Consider the following 19,232-nt stretch of genomic DNA (forward strand, 5'->3'; position numbering starts at 1 on the left):
CCGACGGTGAGGTCGAAGCGCGAGTCGCCGTCGGTGACGATGTCGAGCCCGGCGCGCTCCTGCTCGCGGACGAGACAGGTGACCGCGTCGAGGTACTGCTCACGGAAGACGGAATCGCCGAGCGCGTCCTTGAAGGCGCGCCCCCGCAGCACTTCCGTGAACCAGCGGGGCCGCGGGTAGGAGCCGGTGATCGTCGTGGGCAGGATTTTGTCGCGTGTGGCCTGGAACATCGGCGCTAAGCTACCACAACCTTGACAGGCCGGAAGCTCCGGCTTAGAGTCCGGCCACATCCCGTCCGCCTGGCAACGGCTCACGAGAGGAGATCGCCCATGGCCAAGACATCGTGGCGCCTCAGCGGCGACTACTTCGAGACCTGCAGCTGCGACTTCCTGTGCCCGTGTATGCCCTCCAATCTGGCGGCGCGCCCCACCCAGGGCCATTGCAACTTCGCCTTCGTCTTTCACGTCGACCAGGGGCGTTACGGCGACGTCGGGCTGGACGGGCAGAACTTCGCCGTCGTCGGCCACGCGCCCGGCGTGATGGCCCAGGGCAACTGGTCGGTCGGCGTCATCACCGATGCCCGCGCGAACGCGGATCAGCAGCAGGCGATCACCGCCATCGTGAGCGGTCAGGCCGGAGGTCCCATGGCGGCCCTCGCCCCGCTTCTCGGGAAGTTCCTCGGGGTGGAGAGCAAGCCGATCCGCTACACGAAGGACGGCCTGAAGCGGTCGGTCTCGATCCCCGAGATGCTCGATCAGGCGGTCGAGGGAGTTCCCGGCGCGAAGGCCGACGAGCCGCTCTACATCGACAACACCATCCATCCCGCCAACTCCCGCCTGGCCCTGGCCAAGGCCGTGCGGAGCCACCTTCACGCCTTCGGCATCACCTGGGACAGCACGAGCGGGCGGAACAATGGTCACTTCGCCCCGTTCACGTGGCAGGCCTAGTGCCGTTCCAACTTGTTGATACTAAATCTCTCCAAGAACGACGTACACGGTGCCTTCCTAGGCGCGAATAGTTGGAACGGCACTAGGAGACGACCATGATGCCCTCGACGCGCAGCCTTGCCGTCCTGCTCCTGGGGGTCCTGCTCGGCGTCAGCTTCATCGCCTCCGGCGACGCCGCCCCGTCGGGCCCGCCGGTGAGGATCGGCAGCACGCTGGCCTTGACCGGACCGCTGGCCGCGACGGCGCTGGTCCACAAGATCGCGGGCGAAGTCTACGTCGAGAACCTCAACCGGAAGAACGGGCTGCTGGGGCGGCCGGTGGAGTGGATCGTGCTGGACGACCAGTCCAAGCCCGATCTGGCCCGCACCCTCTACGAGAAGCTCGTCACCGTGGACAAGGTCGATCTCCTCATCGGCCCCTACGCCACCGGGGCCATCCTCTCGGCCATGGCCGTCGCCCAGCGCTACCAGAAGCTGCTGATCCACCACACGTTCGGCATTCCCCACCTGGCCAAGTACGAGATGCACTTCCCCACCTGGGCGATCGGGCCCGAGCCGGGGCGGACGTTCCCCAGTCTGCTCCTCGACGCGCTGGCCGCCTCGCCAAAGCCGCCGAAGACGATCGCCATCGTCACCAGCAAGTTCCCCTCGGTGCACTTCATGTCGGTCGGGGCGCGCGAGGTGGCGGCCAAGCGCGGCCTCAAGGAGGTGGTCTACCTCGAGTTCGAGTTCGGCACCCGCGACTTCGGGCCCATCGCTGCCCGCGTCAAGGACGCCAATCCGGACTTCCTCTGGGTGGGCGCCATCGGGCTCGAGGGCAACCAGCTCCTGGAGGCGCTCCGGAAGCTCGACTACCGGCCGTCCCTGCACTTCTACCTCTATCCGGCGCCGGGCCCCATGGCGGTGTCGCCGGACGCCCAGTGGGCACTCTCCACCACCATTTTCGAGGAGCACCCGCCGTTCACCAGCCACCCGGTTGCCGCCGAGTTCGCCAAACAATTCCGCGAGCGCGCGGCCAAGGCCGGCCTGCCCTATCAGGCGGCCGACATCCAGGCGGCGGCCTCCTACGCGGCCTGGCAGCTCCTGGAGGCCGCGGTGACGGCGACGAAGAGCCTGGACGACCGGGCGCTGGCCCAGTGGCTCCGGGCCAACCGCGTGGACACGATCATCGGCAAGCTCCGGTTCGATGGCCCCAACAACTACGGCGACGATCTCAGCAAGGTGAAGCAGGTTCAGGACGGCAAGTGGGTGGTCGTGTGGCCCAGGGAGCACGCGGCGCCGGGGGCCAAGCTCCTCGTTCCCTGAGCTGACGCTGCCGAGCCTCACGCTCCTCGGGTGCCGTACCCCGCCTCCGCCAGGGTGTACATTCGACGCATGGCTCGGGTGGTGAGGCTCCTCGTCGCGACCCTGGTGCTCGGCCTTGTCCCGACTGGCACCGACGCGCTGACGCTGGACGAGGCGATCCGGGGGCTCGAGGGCGCCTACGGGCGCATGGCCGACCTCCGGGCCGAGTTCTCGCAGACGTCGTTCAACAAGAGCCTGAACTCGACGATCCCCGCCCAGGGGGCCGTCTATCTGAAGAAGGGCGGCAAGCTCCGCTGGGAGTACAGCGAGCCCACCAAGCAGGAGATCGTGTCCGACGGCAAGACACTCTGGGTCTACACGCCCGCGCTCAACCAGGTGAACATGGGGCCCGCGCCCGACGCCCTGGCCGGCCCCGCCGGCTCGTTTCTGGCCGGGCTCGGCCGGCTGCGCGAGCACTTCGACGTCCGCTTCCTCAACCCGGCGCAGCCCACGGACGCCGAGGGCAACGTCGTGCTCGACCTCACGCCCAAGCAGCCGCTGCCCACCCTCAGCCGGCTCATCCTCGCCGTCGAGCCTCGCACCTGGGAGCTGCGCCGGGCCGTCGTCTACGACCAGTTCGAGAACACGGTGACGATGCGCTTCACGAAAGTCGCCGTCAACAGCGGTCTCAGCGACCGCCTCTTCAGCTTCGTGCCGCCGCCGGGCGTGGCCACGGTGCCCTTGCGGTAGACTACAGCCATGGCCGCCGAAAACTCCTTCGACATCGTCTGCAAGATCGACATGCAGGAGGTGCGGAACGCGCTCGACCAGGCGCGGCGCGAGATCGAGACGCGCTACGACCTCAAGGGCACCAAGAACGAGATCCTGCTGGACAAGACCGACATCGTCGCCAGCGCGACGGACGACATGAAGCTCAAGGCCGTGGTCGACATTCTCCAGTCCCGGCTCCACAAGCGGGGGGTGCCACTCAAGGCGCTCACCTACGGCAAGGTGGAGGAGGCCGCCGGCGGCCTCCAGCGCCAGCGCATCGGGCTCCAGCAGGGCATCCCCATCGAGAAGGCGCGGGAGATCGTCCGCCGCATCAAGGACACCAAGCTCAAGGTTCAGGCGTCGATCCAGGAGGACCAGGTCCGCGTCTCTGGCAAGAACCGCGACGATCTGCAGAAAATCATCGCGATGCTCAAGGAGCAGGACTCCGGCATCGCGCTCCAGTTCGCGAACTACCGCAGCGTCTGACGTCCCCGGGCCGCCTGGTATACTGAGGCGCCCGACATGAAGGTCCACCTCACCACCCTCGGCTGTCCCAAGAACCAGGTGGATTCCGAGCTGATGCTCGGGATGCTCACCGCGGCCGGCTTTCCGCTGGCCGACCGGCCAGAGGACGCCGAGTGCCTCATCGTCAACACCTGCGCCTTCATCGACCGAGCCCGTGAGGAATCGGTGCAGACGATCCTCGAGCTGGCCCAGCTCAAGGCGCGGGGACGCTGCCGCTCCCTCATCGTCACCGGCTGCCTCACGCAGCGCTACGGCAGCGAGGTCATGAAGGAGATGCCGGAGGTCGACGCCATCCTGGGGACTTCCGGCCTCGAGAGGATCGTCGAACTCGTCGGCCAGGCGGCCAATCGTCTCGACTGGGCGACCTCGGCGCCGCCCGGGTACCTCTACGACGCGGCGACGCCGCGCCTGACCAGCGCGCGCGTCCCCTACGCGTACGTGAAGATCGCGGAAGGCTGCGACATGGGCTGTACCTTCTGCGCCATCCCGCAGTTCCGCGGCCGGCACCGCAGCCGGCCGCTCCGCGACATCGTCGCCGAGGTGGAGGGGCTGGCCGGGCGCGGCATCCAGGAAGCCATTCTAGTATCGCAGGACACGCTGGCCTACGGCCGCGACCTGCCCGGCAACGGCGACATCGGCGATCTGCTGCTGGCGCTCGGCGACACGCGCATGCCGTGGATCCGCCCCATGTACCTCCATCCGGCCCACGTCAGCGACCGGCTGCTGGCGAAGTGGCGGCGCGCCCGCATCGTCCCCTACCTCGACCTGCCCGTACAGCACGGCGACGACGGAATTCTGAAATCCATGCGCCGGGCGGTGACGGCCCGCCGCATGAGGGAGGTCGTGGCGGCGTTCCGCGACGCGGTTCCGGGCCTGACCGTGCGCACGACGATCCTCGTCGGTTTCCCCGGCGAGACCGAGGCCGCCTTCCACAACTTGTTGGCGTTCATCGAGGACGTCGCTTTCGACCGCCTCGGAGTCTTCACCTACTCGCCGGAGGAGGGCACGCCCTCGCCGGACTTCCCCGACCAGGTCCCGGCCGAGGTCGCCGCCGAGCGCGCCACCGTCGTGCAGGAGGCGCAGGATCGGATCGGCTGGGAGCGCGCCCGGGCGCTGCTGGACACCGTGCAGGAGGTGCTCGTCGACGGGCCCAGCGTGGACTCTGCCTTCGAGTGGGAAGGGCGAACCGCAGGCCAGGCACCCGAGATCGACGGCCTCGTGTATCTCCGCGGCCGTTTCGAGCCCGGGCGCTTCGCCCGCGTGCGGATCGTCGAGGTCGAGGGCTACGAGCTGGTCGGCGAGCGGGCCTAGTGCCGTTCCAACTTGTTGATACTAGTTCTGTCCACGAACGACGTACACGGTGCCTTCCTAGGCGCGAATAGTTGGAACGGCACTAGTTCGATCGGAGGGGGCCTCGACGGCCCCCTCCGAGACCTCCCCCAGGAAGAGATTGCGCCGGCGGAGCCGGCGCTCGAAACGGCGAGCAGTGGCCGCTGTGAGCTTCGCGCCATTCGCCGACCGACCCTAGCGCCGCCGCCGCCGCCGTCTTCTCACCGCGAGTGCCGTGAGCAGCCCGAGGGCGGTGAGGAACCCGGCCGTCGGCTCGGGCGTCTGAGCGGTGACCCGGTGTCCCTGCCCCAGAAGGCCGCTGGGCCACGTGTAGGTGCAACCGAACATGATCGACCGCGTGCAGTCGTGCCGAGGTTCAGCGTGAAGCTGTCCGGCGTGAACTGGTCCCCGACGGGGTATCGGCGCCGAGCTTGCCGGGCGGACTGCTGCTTTCACGCGGGCGCAAGTCCTCCAGACCGGTCGTGAAAGAGAAATCGTCCGTGAGATTGACCGGTGCGCCGGGCACGAACACGGCCCGGCCCGACGTCTGCGCATCCCCCCAGACGAAGATCAGACAGTCGCGGTCCCGGGAGAGCGTGATCGGGCCGTGCCCGGTGAATGGTGCTCGTGGTGGACACCGCTGCGGAAGTCGTTGAACACGGTGCGGATCGACCAGTCGAAGAGATAGGAGGCCTCCATCGTGTCGGCGGCGGCGGCCGAGGCGGCGATCAAGACGACAGCGCCCGCTGAGAGGATGTGTCGCAAAGCGCCCGCTGGCGGCTTCGGCGAGCTCACACGCCCGTCATATCTGCACACGATCCGGTCGGCCTGAACCGCCCTACCCAGCGGCTGCGGGCGTCTGCAGCCGCAATCGCTCGTGTAGAGTAGGCGCATGCCCGACGCCCTGGCGCCCGCGTCTGGTCGCCGCCGACCGTTGACCGCTGCCAACCGCATCGCGCTCTTCGTGGCCACCGCCGGCGGCGCCGGCTACGCGCCTATCGCGCCAGGCACCGTCGGCAGCGCGCTCGCCGCGCTCCTCCTCTGGCTGATTCCCTTCTCGCGCGAGGGGCTCGTGCTCTTCCTCCTGGCCGTCACGGTCGGCGGGGCGTGGGCCGCGCACCGGGCCGAGCAGCTCCTGGGCGCCCGGGACCCGGGCGCGATCGTCATCGACGAGGTGGCGGGCATGACGCTCTCGGTCCTCGCCTTCCCGCTGACACCGCCCGTGCTCGCGGTGGGCTTGCTGCTCTTCCGCCTCTTCGACATCCTGAAGCCCTTCCCCGCGCGCGTGAGCCAGAAGCTCCACGGCGGCGCCGGCGTGATGGTCGACGACCTGATCGCCGGGCTCTATGCGCTCGGCGCGCTGTCCCTCCTTCGAACGGTGGCGCGGTGGCCCTGACGCCGGTCGCCCAGATCGTGAGCGTCGGTGTCGCAGGCGGGGCGGCCGACGAGCAGGTGGCGACGGTGGCGGCGGCCCTGGCCGCCGCCGGTCTGCCCGCGGCCTCCCGCGTCTTCGTCGAGGACGACGAGGCGGCTCTGGAGCGGGCGCTGAGGGCGGAGGTCTCCCTCACGGTGGTCCTCGCCGATCCTGGCGGTTCGACGAGCGAGACCGTGCGGCGTGCGGTGGCCGGGATCGCGGACGTCGGGCTCGACGATCGCCTCGCACTGCCGCCCCGGGGCGCCGCCCTCTGGACGGTGGCCGACGCGGCACCGGCGTGGGCGCTCGAGGCGGGGAGCCGCGCCTTCGTCGTGCTGCCGCGGGCGGGGAGCCTCGAGCGAACCCTCGAGGCCCACCTGGGACCGTTCGTCCGGGCGCGGCTCGCCGGTCGCGGCCTCGCGTTCCGCACCCTCCGGGTGGTCGGCGTCAGCCTGTCGGCGGTCGACGAGCGGCTGGCCGACTGGCGCGGCCCGGCCGCGGCCGCCGGCGAGGTCGAGGTGAGCGCCGTGACGGCCGAGGGCGAGGTGTGGGTCAGGTTGCGCGCGCGTGGGGCCACGCCCGCGGCGGCGGCCGAGACGCTCGCCTCGGTGGAGGCGAAGATCAGCGCCCTCCTCGGCGACGACTGCTACAGCCGTGACGAGGAGGTGCTCGAGCGCGTGGTCGGGCGGCTGCTCGCCGCTCGCCGGCTGACGCTGGCCGTCGCCGAGTCGTGCACGGGCGGCTTGCTCGGCCACCGGCTCACGAACGTGCCGGGCTCGTCGAATTACTTCGAGTGCGGCGTCGTGGTCTACTCCAACCGGGCGAAGGAGGAGATGCTCGGCGTCCCTGCCTCCGTGCTCCGCGCCCATGGCGCCGTGAGCGGCCCGTGCTCCGAAGCGATGGCCACCGGCATCTGCCGAGCGAGCGGCAGCGACTGCGGGCTGGCGATCACCGGCATCGCCGGCCCCGACGGCGGCACCCCGGCCAAGCCGGTTGGAACCGTCTTCATCGGGCTCGCCGTCAGGGGAGCGGTCACCTCGCGGCGCTTCCAGTTCGCGGGAGACCGCGGGTCGGTGAAGTGGCAGTCAGCCCAGATGGCCCTGGACATGCTGCGACGCCGGCTCCTGTCCGACGGGCCGGCCGGCGCCGAGACCCAGCGCCCGGTCCTGGACGCCTCGCGATAGCCCCGATTCGCTCGTTCGTCGCGATCCTCCTTCCCGCCGCGCTGCGCGCGCGGCTCGGCGCGGAGATCGAGCGCCTGCGCGCCACCGCGCGCGGGGTCGGCTGGATCGCCCCGGAACATCTCCATCTCACCCTGAAGTTCCTCGGCGGCGTCGAGCCCGCTCGCCTGGAGGGCGTCGCCGCCGCGCTGGGCCGAGTAGCGGCGGCCGGCGCCCCGTTCGATCTGGCGCTGCACGGGCTGGGGGCATTCCCCGCGTCGACGCGCCCGCGCATCCTCTGGGGCGGCGTGGGCGCGGGCGCTCCGACGGTCGTGGACCTGGCCGCCCGCGTCGACGAGGCGCTCGCCACGCTCGGCTTCGCCGCCGAGGCGCGTCCGTTCTCGGCGCACGTCACCCTCGGGCGCGTGCGCGAGCCCCGTCGCAACCCCGCGCTGGCCGCGGCGCTCGACGCCGCGGCGACGCTCGACTTCGGCCTCTTCACGGTCGAGCAGATCGCCCTGATGCGCAGCGATCTCTCACCGCGCGGCGCGTGCTACACCTGCCTCGAGTCCTGGCCCCTGGGGCTGGCGCCGAACCGCTAACCGGCAGGATCTCCCAGGGAGAAAGTGGCCGAGTCGGCCCGCCGCACCGGTGGCCCGCGACCACTAGGACCGGGTCCGGCAAGCCTCACCCACGAAACGGTGTGGAAAATCGCCGTGCTATCGAGGCCTCCGTGCGTGCAACGGCACGCAGCGAGGGCCGGCGGGGGCTTGGCAAAGCGCTTGCCCCATATGATAGCGGAGGTTCAAAACCGGAATGACCCGGCTGCTGGCGACGGTGGAGATGGTGCTCCTCAACGACACGCTGATGGGGTGGGTCGACACGCTGCTCCTCTGCCTCGGCCTCACCTTGACGGCGGCCTCCGCCATCCCCGCGCTCCAGTCGCTGCGCGGCTCCCGCGAGGAGCGGGCATGACCGGAGGACGCCTCCGCCTCGGGCTCGGCACCGCCCTGGTGCTCACGCTGCCCATCGCCATCACCGTCTGGGCGGCGCCGCCACCGACCGATCAGCTCCGCAAGTCCATCGACCAGGTGCTCAGGGTGCTCAAGGACCCCGAGATGAACAGCGCGCCGCGCGCCGGCCAGCGGCGGGCGGTCCTCAGGAAGATTGCCGGCGAGATCTTCGATTACGCCGAGATCACGAAGCGCGCGCTGGGGCGCCACTGGCAGGCGCGCACGCCGGCCGAGCGGGTGGAGATCGTCCGGCTCTTCAGTCACCTCCTCGAGCGCTCCTACATCGCCAAGATCGAGCTCTACAACGGCGAGCGGATCGCCTACACCGGCGAGTCGGTGGACGGCGAGCAGGCGATCGTCCGCATCCGCATCGTGACCCGGCAGGGCAAGGAGATCCCGGTGGAGTACCGGATGCTGCGTCGGGGCGACCGGTGGCTGACCTACGATCTCACGATCGAGGGGGTCAGCCTCGTCTCCAACTACCGGGGCCAGTTCAACAAGATCCTCCAGAGCGGCTCCCACGGCGAGCTGGTCAAGCGGCTCCGCGAAGCGGTCGAAGATCGCACCGAAGAGGGGGGCCCCAAGGTCCGACGCGCGTCACAGCGGTAGCCGCTTCCACTCCCTGTCTCCGTCCCAAGACATTGACGCCATCCACGCGCTACTCCTAGAATGCTCGAAACGGACTTTAAGGAGACGCGCATGGCAGAGGTCAAGAGCGACCGGCGGCAGGCCCTGGACCTGGCGATCGCGCAGATCGAGCGACAGTTCGGCAAGGGCGCCGTCATGCGGCTCGGCTCGGGGGCGCCGCTGGAGGAGATCGCGGTCATCCCCACCGGTGCCCTGTCGCTCGATGTCGCCCTCGGCATCGGCGGGCTGCCCCGTGGCCGGGTCACCGAGATCTACGGCCCGGAGTCGTCCGGCAAGACGACGCTGGCGCTCCACGTGGTGGCCGAGGCCCAGCGCCTGGGCGGCATCGCCGCGTTCATCGATGCCGAGCATGCGCTGGATCCCATCTACACCAAGAAGCTCGGCGTCAACATCGACGAGCTCCTGATCTCCCAGCCGGACACCGGCGAGCAGGCGCTGGAGATCGCCGAGACGCTCGTCCGCTCCAATGCCGTGGACGTGATCGTCGTCGACTCCGTGGCGGCGCTGGTGCCGCGCGCCGAGCTGGACGGCGACATGGGCGACTCGCTCCCCGGCCTGCAGGCGCGTCTCATGTCCCAGGCCCTCCGCAAGCTCACCGCGGCGATCTCGCGCTCCGGCGTGGTCATGATCTTCATCAACCAGATCCGCGAGAAGATCGGGGTCATGTTCGGCTCGCCGGAGACCCAGCCCGGCGGGCGGGCGCTCAAGTTCTATGCCTCGGTGCGCATCGACGTCCGCCGCCAGGACGCCATCAAGCAGGGCACGGAGTCGCTCGGCGTCCGGACCAAGGCCAAGGTGGTCAAGAACAAGCTGGCCCCGCCCTTCCGCGAGGCCGAGTTCGACATGATCTATGGCGAGGGCATCTCCAAGGCGGGGACGGTCCTCGATGCCGGGGTCGAACAGGGCGTCATCGAGAAATCCGGCACCTGGTACACCTACAAGGGCGATCGGATCGGGCAGGGGCGCGAGAACGCCAAGAAATGGCTCCAGGAAAACCCCGCGGTCCTCGCCGACCTGGAGGCGAAGATCCGCGAGACGCTGGGCCTGCGCGCCCCGGCGCCGATCAAATAAGGCGGAGGGCCCATGAACCTCGACCAGCTCCTGATCAGCAGCGTGGAGCAAGGGGCCTCCGACCTGCACCTCAAGCCCAACTCGCCCCCGATCTTCCGCATCAACGGCCGGCTGGTGCCGCGGCCCGACCTGGGTGTGGTCTCGATCCAGGAGATGGAGGAATGCGCACGGCGGGTCCTGCCCGAGCGGTTCTACGCCCATCTCAAGGAGGGACGCGAGGTCGACGTCGCCTACGCGGTGCGCGACCACGGACGCTTCCGCGTCAACATGTTCCTGGCCACGGGGATGGTCCGCGCCGTCATGCGCGCGATCCCGTCCAAGAAGCCCCGCTTCGACGAGCTGAACATGCCGCCGGTGCTCGAGAAGCTCGCGATGGAGCGCCGGGGCATGGTCCTCGTCACCGGCATCACCGGGTCGGGCAAGTCCACGACGCTCGCCGCGATCATCGATTTCATCAACCGCAGTCGCAACGACCACATCATCACCATCGAGGACCCCATCGAGTTCTCGCACGAGGACATCAACTGCGTCATCAGCCAGCGCGAGATCGGCCACGACTCGCCCAACTTCGCCACGGCCCTGCGGGCGGCGCTGCGCGAGGATCCGGACGTGATCCTCGTCGGCGAGATGCGGGACCCGGAGACGATGGCGGTGGCCCTGCACGCGGCCGAGACCGGTCACCTCGTGCTCAGCACGCTGCACACGCTCAACGCGACGGAGACCGTCAACCGCATCATCGGCACCTTCCCGCCCCACCAGGAGCAGCAGATCCGCGACCAGCTGGCGGCGGTCATCGTGGGCGTCATCTCCCAGCGGCTGATTCCCAGGATCGGCGGCGACGGGCGGGTACCGGCCGTAGAGGTGCTGATCGGGACCGCGCTGATCAGGGACTGCATCCGCGAGGCCAAGCGGACGCCGGAGATCCCGGCCTTCATCGCGCAGGGCGCCAGCCAGTACGGCATGCAGACTTTCGACCAGTGCCTGCTCAAGCTCTACCGCGACGCCGTCGTCTCCTACGAGACCGCGCGCGAGGCGGCGACCAACGCCGACGACTTCGACCTGAAGGTGCGCGGCATCTTCTCGACGGGCGAGCTGACGTTCGAGGGCGAGCAAAAGAAGCCACCGCCCGCCAAGCCCGCCGCGGGCAGTCCCTTCTTCAAGAAGCAATCGTAGCGTCACGGCGCCGTCCCTCCCGCGAGCTGGACGCGCGCGGCGCCCGGCTGGCAGCGGCCGACCTGCTCGCCCGGCGGCCCTGGACGCGCGCCGAGCTGACGCGCCGGTTGGTGCGGCGCGGAGCGCCGGCGGCCGTGGCCGAGAGCGTCGTCGCCGACTTGACCTCCCGCGGCTATCTCGACGATGCGGCCTTCGCCCGCCGGTGGGTCGAGACCCGCGCGCGGCGGGGCTACGGTGTCGGCCGCCTCCGCGCCGAGCTGCGGGCCCGCGGCGTGGCCCCGCCCCTGATCGAGGCCGCCCTGGGGACCCTCGAGCCCGGCGCCGATCGGGAGCGCGCGCGCGCGCTGGCCCGGCGGCGGCTGCCGGCCCTCCGCCGGGCGCACCCCGGGCGGGCGGCCCGACGCCTGAGCGACTACCTCCTGCGCCGGGGCTACCCCGCGCGGATGGTGGCGGGCGTGGTCCGGGAGGTTTTCGGCGACGCGCTCGATGTCGCGGCGGAGGAGTGACGCGGTCGTCGTCACCATGCCGCGCCTGGTGCTCCGCGAGTTCAGCGACGACGACTTCGCTGCGGTGCACGAGCACGGATCGGACGCCGACGTCGTTCGCTTCCTGCCCTGGGGGCCCAACACCGAGAGCGACACCCGCGCCACTCGCAGCCGGGCCGCGGCCTTTCGGCAGGAGGGCCCGCGCCGGCACGACGACTTCGCCGTCGTGCTGAGGGCCGAGCAGCGGCTCATCGGCGGATGCGGGCTGCGCGTCGCCGAGCCCGACAGCCGCGAGGGGTTCATCGGCTACGCGCTCGACCGCCGCCACTGGGGCCGGGGCTATGCGACGGAAGCGGGGCGCGGGCTGCTCGTCTTCGGCTTCCAGCCCGGGGGTCTCCATCGGATCTTGGCCACCTGCGACCCGGCCAACGCCGGCTCCGCCCGCGTGCTGGAGAAGATCGGGATGCGCCGGGAGGGCCATCTGCGTGAGCACGTCTGGGCCAAAAGGCGATGGCGCGATTCGCTGCTCTCCGCGGTGCTGCAGCGCGAGGGGCGCGCGGAGCCGGTGATACAATGAGCCTCGCATGACCGGCGACAAGCTCCGCGAGTCGTTCCTTCTCTCTTTCGAGCGCAAGCGTCACACCCGCGTCCGCTCCGCGTCCCTGGTGCCGGGCGACGATCCGACGCTCCTGTTCACGAGCGCGGGGATGGTGCAGTTCAAGGCGGTCTTCCTCGGCGACGAGCGGCGGGAGTACACGCGCGCGACGAGTTGCCAGAAGTGCGTGCGGGCCGGCGGCAAGCACAACGATCTCGACAACGTCGGGCGCACCGCGCGCCACCACACGTTCTTCGAGATGCTGGGCAACTTCTCGTTCGGCGACTACTTCAAGGCCGAGGCGATCGCCTTCGCCTGGGAGTTCCTCACGCGCGATCTCGGCATCGAGCCCCGGCGGCTCTGCGCCACCGTGTTCACTGACGACGACGACGCCTTCGCGCTGTGGAAGAAGGTCGCCGGCTTCGGGGACGACCGAATTTTGAGATTGGGTGAGAAGGACAACTTCTGGGCGATGGGCGACCACGGGCCCTGCGGCCCCTGCTCGGAGATCCACTTCCACCAGGGCGATCATCTCCCCTGTGCCCAGGAGGCGGCCGGGCGGTCGTGTCTCGGCCCCGCCTGCGAGTGCGACCGCTGGCTCGAGATTTGGAACCTCGTCTTCATGCAGTTCAACCGCGACACCAGCGGATCGCTGAGGCCGCTGCCGCGCCCTTCGATCGACACGGGCATGGGGCTCGAGCGCGTTGCCGCGGTGATGCAGGGCAAGACCTCGAACTTCGAGACCGACCTGCTCTGGCCCCTCATCGCCCAGATCTCGAAGCTCGCCGGCAAGCCGTACCGTAACCGCGAGGAAGATGACATCGCCATGCGCGTCATCGCCGACCACGCGCGGGCCACGACCTTCCTCATCGGCGACGGCGTGACGCCCTCCAACGAGTGGCGGGGCTACGTGCTCCGCCGCATCATGCGGCGCGCGATGCGGCACGGCCGGCTGCTCGGGTTCCACGAGCCGTTCCTGCACCGGACCGTGGAATGGGTCGTGACCCTCATGCGCGGCGCCTATCCGGAGCTGGTCGGGGAGCGCCAGCGGATCCAGGAGACGGTGCGCGGTGAGGAGGAGCGCTTCGCGGAGACGCTCGACGTCGGCCTGGCGAAGATCCAGGAGCACATCACCGAGCACGGCGGCTCGGGCCGGCGCGTCGTCGACGGCCGGTTCCTCTTCAGGCTGTACGACACCTACGGGTTCCCCCGCGACCTCGCCGAGGAAATCTTTCAGAGCCGGGGCTGGGTCATCACCGACGAGACCAACCGGGCCTGGGAATCGGAGATGAACACCCAGCGCGAGCGGGCGCGCGCCACGGCCACCTTCGACGCCGACGAGGGCGCCGAGGCGGCCCGGCTCTACCAGCAGCTCTCGGCGGAGATCCCGGCGGTCGAGTTCGTGGGCTACGACACGCTCACCTCGCCCGCGCGCATCCTGGCGCTGGTGGACTTCCAGGACGGCCTCCGCCGCGTGCGGGAGGCGGTGGAGGGCGACGAGGTCGAGGTGATCCTCGATCGCACGCCCGCCTACGCCGAGTCCGGCGGCCAGGTGGGCGACACTGGCGCCCTCGTCGGCCGGTCCGGACGCGGTGAGATCGTCGACACGTACTACCGCGGCTCGAAGCTCATCGTGCACCGGGTGCACGTGCGGGCCGGCGGGTTCCGGGAGGGGGAGGACGTCGCCGTCACCGTCGAATCGCCCCGGCGGCAGGCCCTCCGGCAGCATCACACCGGCACGCACCTGCTCCACGCGGCGCTCCGCAAGGTGCTCGGCCCGCACGTCACTCAGGCGGGTTCGCTGGTGGCGCCGGATCATCTGCGCTTCGACTTCTCGCACGGTGCCGCGCTCAAGGACCGCGAGGTCGACCAGATCGAGGAGCTGGTCAACGACCAGGTCCAGGCCAACGTCCCCGTGAGCCCGCTCCAGATGGAGCTAGACGAGGCCCTTCGCCTAGGCGCCCTCGCGCTCTTCGGCGAGAAGTACGGCCACCGGGTGCGGGTGATCAAGATCGGGGACTTCTCCACGGAGCTGTGCGGGGGGACCCACCTGGATCAGACCGGCCAGATCGGTTTCTTCAAGATCTCGACCGAAGGGGCGGTGGCCGCGGGCGTGCGGCGGGTGGAGGCCGTGGCGGGTTCCGCCGCGCGCGCGGCCGTGGCGCGCCAGGAGCGGGCGCTCCGCGAGGCCGCCGAGATCCTCAAGATCTCGCCCACCGACGTCCCCCAGCGACTCCGCCAGCTGCTCGAGGGCCAGCGGACTCTGCAACGGCAGCTGGCCGAGCTGGAGGGGCGGCTGGCCCGCTCGCGGGCCGACGAGCTGGTGGCCGGCGCCACGCAGGTCAACGGGATCGCGGTGGTGACGGCGCGCCTGGATGGCCTGGACGCGGACGGCCTCCGGGCCGTGGTCGACCGCGTGCGAGAGCGTCTCGGCTCGGGTGTCGTGTTCGTCGGCGGTGTCGCCGACGGCAAGGTGACCCTGGTATCCGGCGTCACCAAGGACCTGACCGCCCGCATTCACGCCGGCAAGCTGATGCAGGAGGTTGCCAAGGCGGCCGGGGGCACCGGCGGCGGCCGCCCCGACCTCGCCCAGGGCGGCGCCAAGGACGCCGATCGGCTCGACCAGGCGCTGGAGCAGGTCGTCGTTCACGTGTCTGCCCGGACAGGCGCCTGACCGGCTAGAATGTTGAGTGATGAGCGTCGAGGCGCCCGGGAGCGCCCCTGCCGGTGAGGAACGCGCCGCGCTCGTTGCGCGGCTCACTGCCGAGAAGAGCGAGGCGCTCGCGCGCCTGGCCGCGGGCATCGCTCATGAGCTCCGCAACCCTCTCGCCGTCATCCTCGCCCGCGTGCAGCTGCTGGAGTTGGGGCTCAAGAACGGCAAGGCCCTGGAGCCGGAGCGGCTGGAGCGGGCGCTCCGCACCATCGAGGAGCAGGCGTTCCGGACCTCCAAGATCATCGAGAGCCTCTCCGTCTTCGCGCGTCCCCGGGTGCCGGAAATCCATCCCATCGACCTCGGAGAGACGGTCGGCCACGTCCTGGCATCGCTCCGGACGCGGATGCCCCAGGATGCGGCCCTCCTCACCAACGTCGTGATTTCCCCCGAGGCCCGGACGCTGCTGGCCGACCCTGACCAGCTCACGACGGCCCTCACCCAGCTCGTGGTCAACGCGCTGGAAGCGATGCCGTCGGGGGGCCGGCTCGAGATCCGGGCGCGCCGCGCCGACGGCACGATCGACATCGCCGTCGCCGACACGGGCCCGGGCGTCGCGCCCCACGATGCGCCGCGGATCTTCGACCCGTTCTTCTCCACTAAACCGGCCGCCTCGGGTCTCGGGCTCTGTGTCGCCCAGACGATCGCCGAGTCTCACGGGGGGACGGTGCGCCTGGCCGCCGCGCGGGCCGCCGGCGCCGAGTTCGTCCTCACCCTGCCGGCGCGAGGCTGACCGCGCCGTGACGGGCTCCCTCGGCCGGATCCTGATCGTCGACGATGAGCAGCCGGTGCTCGACGTGCTCAGCGAGTACTTCGCCACCCAGGGCTACACCGTGGAGACCGCCTCCAACGGCGCCGATGCGCTGGCGACCGTGCGGCGCGCGCGGCCGGATCTGGTCCTGCTCGACGTGCGCATGCCGGGGATGGACGGCGTCGAGGTGCTCCGGCGGCTGCGCGCCGCCGACGAGAGCCTCGCGGTGATCATGGTCACCGCCACCGAGGACGTCGCGCTGGCGCGGGAAACGCTGAAGATCGGGGCGTTCGACTATGTGGCCAAGCCGTTCGACTTCGGCTACCTCGATCGGGCGGTCGCGGCCGGGCTGCTCCCGGCGGTAAGCCTGGAAGGCCTGGACGGGGCGCCGGGCGAGGCCTCCGACGACCCGTGGAAGGGGCTGATCCTGACGGTCTTCCGCGCCGTCCGCGAGATGTCCCCGGCGAGCCGCGCCTCCACCGGCGACCGCCTGGAGACGGCGGCCCTGGCGGCGGCCGGCGAGGCGCGGGCCGCGCGCGGTGCGGCCGCCGTCCAGCACCTCGGCCAGATCGCGCTGCTGTCCAGCGTCGCGGCCGAGCTGGGCGACCTGCCGAGCGCTGCCCGCTCGTCGATCGAAGCGGCGCTGGGCGTGGCGCACAAGAGCGTCGCTCCGAGTTGAAGCGCGCAGTCGATCCCTACCTCACGATCCTCCACACGGTCGCCGAGACGGTCAACCGCAGTCTGGACGTGGACGAGGTGCTGCGCACGGCGCTGGACGCGCTCACGCACGTCACCGGTCACGAGATCTCGAGCCTCCACCTCCTCTCCGAGGACAGCACGCGCCTCCTGCTGCAAGGGGATCGCGGGCTGTCGCCGCGGCTGCGCGAGGTCAACCGCAGCCTGCCGATGGGCGAAGGGCTGATCGGCCGCGTCGCCGCCACCGGCGAGACGCTGCGGCTGGAAAATGTGGCCGGCGAGCCCGACCTCTTCCCGGCCGCCCGAGCCGCCGTGCGCTTGGATCAGATCCGGGGCTTCGTGTGCGTGCCTATTCGGAGCCGCGGGCGCATCCTGGGCACGTTGTCGCTCGGGCGGCAGACGGCGGAGGGGTTCGACGACCGGGAGGTCGCGCTCGTCCAGGCCACCGCCGACCAGATCGGCATCGCGCTCGACAACGCCCGCCTGTACTCGGAGACGCGGCGCCAGCTCGAGGAGCTCCGGCGCACCCAGACCCAGCTCATCCACGCCGAGAAGCTCTCGGCGGTGGGCGAGCTGGCCTCCGGCGTCGCCCACGAGATCAACAACCCCCTCACGACGATCCTGGGCCAGGCGCACCTGCTGCTGGCCGACGCCGAGCTGAAGCCGGCCGTGCGCGAGCGGCTGCAGATCATCGCCACGGAGACGTCGCGGGCCGCCCGCATCGTCCAGAATCTCCTGATGTTCGCCCGCCACTACTCGCCGGAGCGCCGGCTGTGCGCGCCGGCCGACCAGGTGCGCCGGGTGCTGCAGCTGAAGGCCTACCAACTCCAGCAGGACTCCATCCGCGTCGAGACGGAACTGGCTCCGTGCCCGCCGGTCTACGCCGACGAGAACCAGCTGCAGCAGGTGCTCCTCAACCTCGTGCAGAACGCGCACCAGGCCATGGCCAAACACCCGGGCAGCCGGCTGCTGACGGTGCGCGTGCGTCCGGCGGGAGATCACGCCGTCATCGAGGTGCTGGACACCGGCCCCGGCATGCCGTCGGACGTGCTCCCCCGGATCTTCGACCCGTTCTTCACCACCAAGCCGCCCGGCGACGGCAGCGGGCTCGGGCTGTCCGTCTCCTACGGGATCATGAGCGAGCACGGTGGCCGGCTGCGGGCCGAAAATCGCCCCGGCGGCGGCGCCGCATTCACGATCGAGCTGCCGTTCGGCAAGCCCGCCGACTGACCCGCGCCATCGTGCGCCGACTCGCCCTCGGCCTCGTTCTGGCCGTCGTCGTCTGCGGTGGATGCGCCGACGTGGGCGGGCCGGTGCCGGGCGCGCCGCCGCACCACCGCGAGCGGGGCTTCGCCAACACCAGCCCGGCCTATGCGCCCGCGCGGGGCTGGATCCGGACCCGGTTCTTCCTGGCCCGCATCTGGTCCTCCACCTTCAGCCCGCAGACGGCGAACCTGCCCCGCGTGCCCAACGACGGCGCTGCGCTCCGCGACAACCGCAACCAGGCGCTCGTGACCTGGGTGGGCCACGCCACGCTGCTCGTGCAGCTCGAGGGCGTGAATCTCCTGACCGATCCCCAGTGGTCGAAGCGGGCCAGCCCGGTCCGCTTCGGGGGCTCCCGGCGCGTCACGCCGCCCGGACTCCGCTTCGAGGACCTGCCCCCGATCCACCTCGTGCTGATCTCCCACGACCACTACGACCACCTCGACCTGGCGACCGTCACGCGGCTGGCGGCCGTCCACCGGCCGCGCTTCGTCGTGCCGCTCGGCCTCAAGGCCTGGTTCGCGGAGCGCGGTGTCACCGATGTCGAGGAGCTGGACTGGTGGCAGAGTCGCCGGGAGCGGGGGCTCACGCTGACGTGCCTGCCGGCGCAGCACTTCTCGGGGCGCACGCTCTGGGACCGGAACCGACGCCTGTGGAGCGGCTGGGCGGTGCAGGGTCGGGGCAAGCGGTTCTTCTTCGCCGGCGACACCGCGTATTACGACATCTTCAAGGAGATCGGCACCCGCCTGGGCCCGTTCGACCTGGCGGCGGTCCCGATCGGCGCCTACCTCCCCGCGACCATCATGAAGTCCGGTCACACGACGCCCGAGGAGGCCGTCCAGGTCTTCGAGGACGTCCGCGCGCGCCAGCTGATCCCGATTCACTGGGGGACGTTCGATCTGGCCGACGAACCGCTGGACGAGCCGCCCCGGCGCCTGGAGGGCGAAGCGCGTCGCCGCGGCCTCGGATCCGACCGGGTCTGGGTCCTCAAGCACGGGGAGACTCGGAAGTGGTGAGCCGGGCGCGAGCGGGTAGGGCCTGCTCGACCACGAGCCCGGCGGCGTCGGTCCCGTGTCGGTGAGGCCACCTCACGCGCGGCGCCGCTGACACGCGGCGGGAACGGGTCGCGCACGCCCTGCCCACCCGCGCCCGGCTGCGCCGCTTCCAGATGGAGCTTCTTCAGGGAGGCAGACGCGGCGTGGGCAGCCGGGCGCCGGCCGGAGCCGCTGCTCGACCCCGAGCCCGGCGGCGTCGGTCCCGTGTCGGTGAGGCCACCTCACGCGCGGCGCCGCTGACACGCGGCGGGAACGGGTCGCGCACGCCCTACCCGCCCGTGCCCGGCTGCGCCGCTTCCAGATGGAGCTTCTTCAGGGAGGCAGACGCGGCGTGGGCAGCCGG

Annotated in this window: 22 protein-coding genes; 19 read left to right on the plus strand and 3 right to left on the minus strand. The window is 70.8% G+C overall.

Annotated elements, in window-relative coordinates:
* Window positions 1–230 (minus strand): hypothetical protein (locus VGV13_17965; GenBank protein HEV8642977.1); only part of this gene is annotated, 230 nt, incomplete at its 3' end.
* 99 nt (window positions 231–329) lie between these two features.
* On the opposite strand from VGV13_17965, the gene VGV13_17970 reads away from it, so the two are divergent.
* The 5 genes from VGV13_17970 (at window position 330) to rimO (ending at window position 4,837) form a co-directional block, all read left to right on the plus strand.
* Window positions 330–947: a DUF1326 domain-containing protein gene (locus tag VGV13_17970; GenBank protein ID HEV8642978.1), complete on the plus strand. Its 618-nt coding sequence runs from the start codon at window positions 330–332 to the stop codon at window positions 945–947.
* 95 nt (window positions 948–1,042) lie between these two features.
* Complete coding sequence (locus VGV13_17975; protein HEV8642979.1) at window positions 1,043–2,251, plus strand: amino acid ABC transporter substrate-binding protein; 1,209 nt, start codon at window positions 1,043–1,045, stop codon at window positions 2,249–2,251.
* An 81-nt stretch (window positions 2,252–2,332) separates the two neighbouring features.
* Window positions 2,333–2,980 (plus strand): outer membrane lipoprotein carrier protein LolA, encoded by a 648-nt coding sequence (locus VGV13_17980; protein HEV8642980.1) that lies wholly within the window; start codon window positions 2,333–2,335, stop codon window positions 2,978–2,980.
* 9 nt (window positions 2,981–2,989) lie between these two features.
* On the plus strand, window positions 2,990–3,487 hold the full coding sequence (locus VGV13_17985; protein ID HEV8642981.1) for a YajQ family cyclic di-GMP-binding protein: 498 nt from the start codon (window positions 2,990–2,992) through the stop codon (window positions 3,485–3,487).
* 36 nt (window positions 3,488–3,523) lie between these two features.
* Entirely contained in the window at window positions 3,524–4,837 is a 1,314-nt protein-coding gene (rimO, locus tag VGV13_17990; protein ID HEV8642982.1) for a 30S ribosomal protein S12 methylthiotransferase RimO, read from the plus strand.
* 213 nt (window positions 4,838–5,050) lie between these two features.
* Here the strand turns inward: rimO and VGV13_17995 are convergent, their stop codons facing one another.
* Both VGV13_17995 and VGV13_18000 read right to left on the minus strand, forming a co-directional pair.
* Complete coding sequence (locus VGV13_17995; protein HEV8642983.1) at window positions 5,051–5,203, minus strand: PEP-CTERM sorting domain-containing protein; 153 nt, start codon at window positions 5,201–5,203, stop codon at window positions 5,051–5,053.
* A gap of 222 nt (window positions 5,204–5,425) precedes the next feature.
* Window positions 5,426–5,587, minus strand: a complete 162-nt coding sequence (locus VGV13_18000) for a hypothetical protein (GenBank protein HEV8642984.1) — start codon at window positions 5,585–5,587, stop codon at window positions 5,426–5,428.
* A gap of 160 nt (window positions 5,588–5,747) precedes the next feature.
* On the opposite strand from VGV13_18000, the gene VGV13_18005 reads away from it, so the two are divergent.
* The 14 genes from VGV13_18005 (at window position 5,748) to VGV13_18070 (ending at window position 18,850) form a co-directional block, all read left to right on the plus strand.
* Window positions 5,748–6,251 carry a phosphatidylglycerophosphatase A gene (locus VGV13_18005; GenBank protein ID HEV8642985.1) on the plus strand — a complete coding sequence of 168 codons (504 nt, stop codon included), beginning with the start codon at window positions 5,748–5,750 and terminating at the stop codon, window positions 6,249–6,251.
* Window positions 6,242–7,453 (plus strand): nicotinamide-nucleotide amidohydrolase family protein, encoded by a 1,212-nt coding sequence (locus VGV13_18010; protein HEV8642986.1) that lies wholly within the window; start codon window positions 6,242–6,244, stop codon window positions 7,451–7,453. The genes VGV13_18005 and VGV13_18010 overlap by 10 nt, the downstream gene beginning before the upstream one ends.
* Window positions 7,348–8,031, plus strand: coding sequence for an RNA 2',3'-cyclic phosphodiesterase (gene thpR / locus VGV13_18015; protein ID HEV8642987.1), 684 nt, complete (start codon window positions 7,348–7,350; stop codon window positions 8,029–8,031). Before VGV13_18010 ends, thpR begins: the two co-directional genes overlap by 106 nt.
* 214 nt (window positions 8,032–8,245) lie before the next feature.
* A complete protein-coding gene (locus VGV13_18020; GenBank protein HEV8642988.1) occupies window positions 8,246–8,404 on the plus strand; it encodes a hypothetical protein in 159 nt (52 codons plus the stop codon).
* On the plus strand, window positions 8,401–9,051 hold the full coding sequence (locus VGV13_18025) for an ABC transporter substrate-binding protein (protein HEV8642989.1): 651 nt from the start codon (window positions 8,401–8,403) through the stop codon (window positions 9,049–9,051). The genes VGV13_18020 and VGV13_18025 overlap by 4 nt, the downstream gene beginning before the upstream one ends.
* A 90-nt stretch (window positions 9,052–9,141) precedes the next feature.
* Complete coding sequence (gene recA / locus VGV13_18030; protein ID HEV8642990.1) at window positions 9,142–10,161, plus strand: recombinase RecA; 1,020 nt, start codon at window positions 9,142–9,144, stop codon at window positions 10,159–10,161.
* 12 nt (window positions 10,162–10,173) lie between these two features.
* Window positions 10,174–11,334 (plus strand): type IV pilus twitching motility protein PilT, encoded by a 1,161-nt coding sequence (locus tag VGV13_18035; GenBank protein HEV8642991.1) that lies wholly within the window; start codon window positions 10,174–10,176, stop codon window positions 11,332–11,334.
* Window positions 11,335–11,444: 110 nt separating this feature from the next.
* Window positions 11,445–11,840 carry a regulatory protein RecX gene (locus VGV13_18040; protein ID HEV8642992.1) on the plus strand — a complete coding sequence of 132 codons (396 nt, stop codon included), beginning with the start codon at window positions 11,445–11,447 and terminating at the stop codon, window positions 11,838–11,840.
* Window positions 11,821–12,396: a GNAT family N-acetyltransferase gene (locus VGV13_18045; protein HEV8642993.1), complete on the plus strand. Its 576-nt coding sequence runs from the start codon at window positions 11,821–11,823 to the stop codon at window positions 12,394–12,396. Before VGV13_18040 ends, VGV13_18045 begins: the two co-directional genes overlap by 20 nt.
* Window positions 12,397–12,403: 7 nt before the next feature.
* A complete protein-coding gene (alaS, locus tag VGV13_18050) occupies window positions 12,404–15,088 on the plus strand; it encodes an alanine--tRNA ligase (protein HEV8642994.1) in 2,685 nt (894 codons plus the stop codon).
* Between the two features lie 19 nt (window positions 15,089–15,107).
* Window positions 15,108–15,857 (plus strand): ATP-binding protein, encoded by a 750-nt coding sequence (locus tag VGV13_18055; GenBank protein ID HEV8642995.1) that lies wholly within the window; start codon window positions 15,108–15,110, stop codon window positions 15,855–15,857.
* A 7-nt stretch (window positions 15,858–15,864) separates the two neighbouring features.
* A complete protein-coding gene (locus VGV13_18060) occupies window positions 15,865–16,554 on the plus strand; it encodes a response regulator (protein HEV8642996.1) in 690 nt (229 codons plus the stop codon).
* The gene (locus tag VGV13_18065) at window positions 16,551–17,801 is read left to right on the plus strand and encodes an ATP-binding protein (protein ID HEV8642997.1); all 1,251 of its coding nucleotides are present in this window, start codon (window positions 16,551–16,553) and stop codon (window positions 17,799–17,801) included. Before VGV13_18060 ends, VGV13_18065 begins: the two co-directional genes overlap by 4 nt.
* Before the next feature lie 11 nt (window positions 17,802–17,812).
* Complete coding sequence (locus VGV13_18070) at window positions 17,813–18,850, plus strand: MBL fold metallo-hydrolase (GenBank protein ID HEV8642998.1); 1,038 nt, start codon at window positions 17,813–17,815, stop codon at window positions 18,848–18,850.
* Window positions 18,851–19,232 lie beyond the last annotated feature (382 nt).

Source organism: Candidatus Methylomirabilota bacterium (genome assembly GCA_036001065.1).
Lineage (GTDB): Bacteria > Methylomirabilota > Methylomirabilia > Rokubacteriales > CSP1-6 > MNEF01.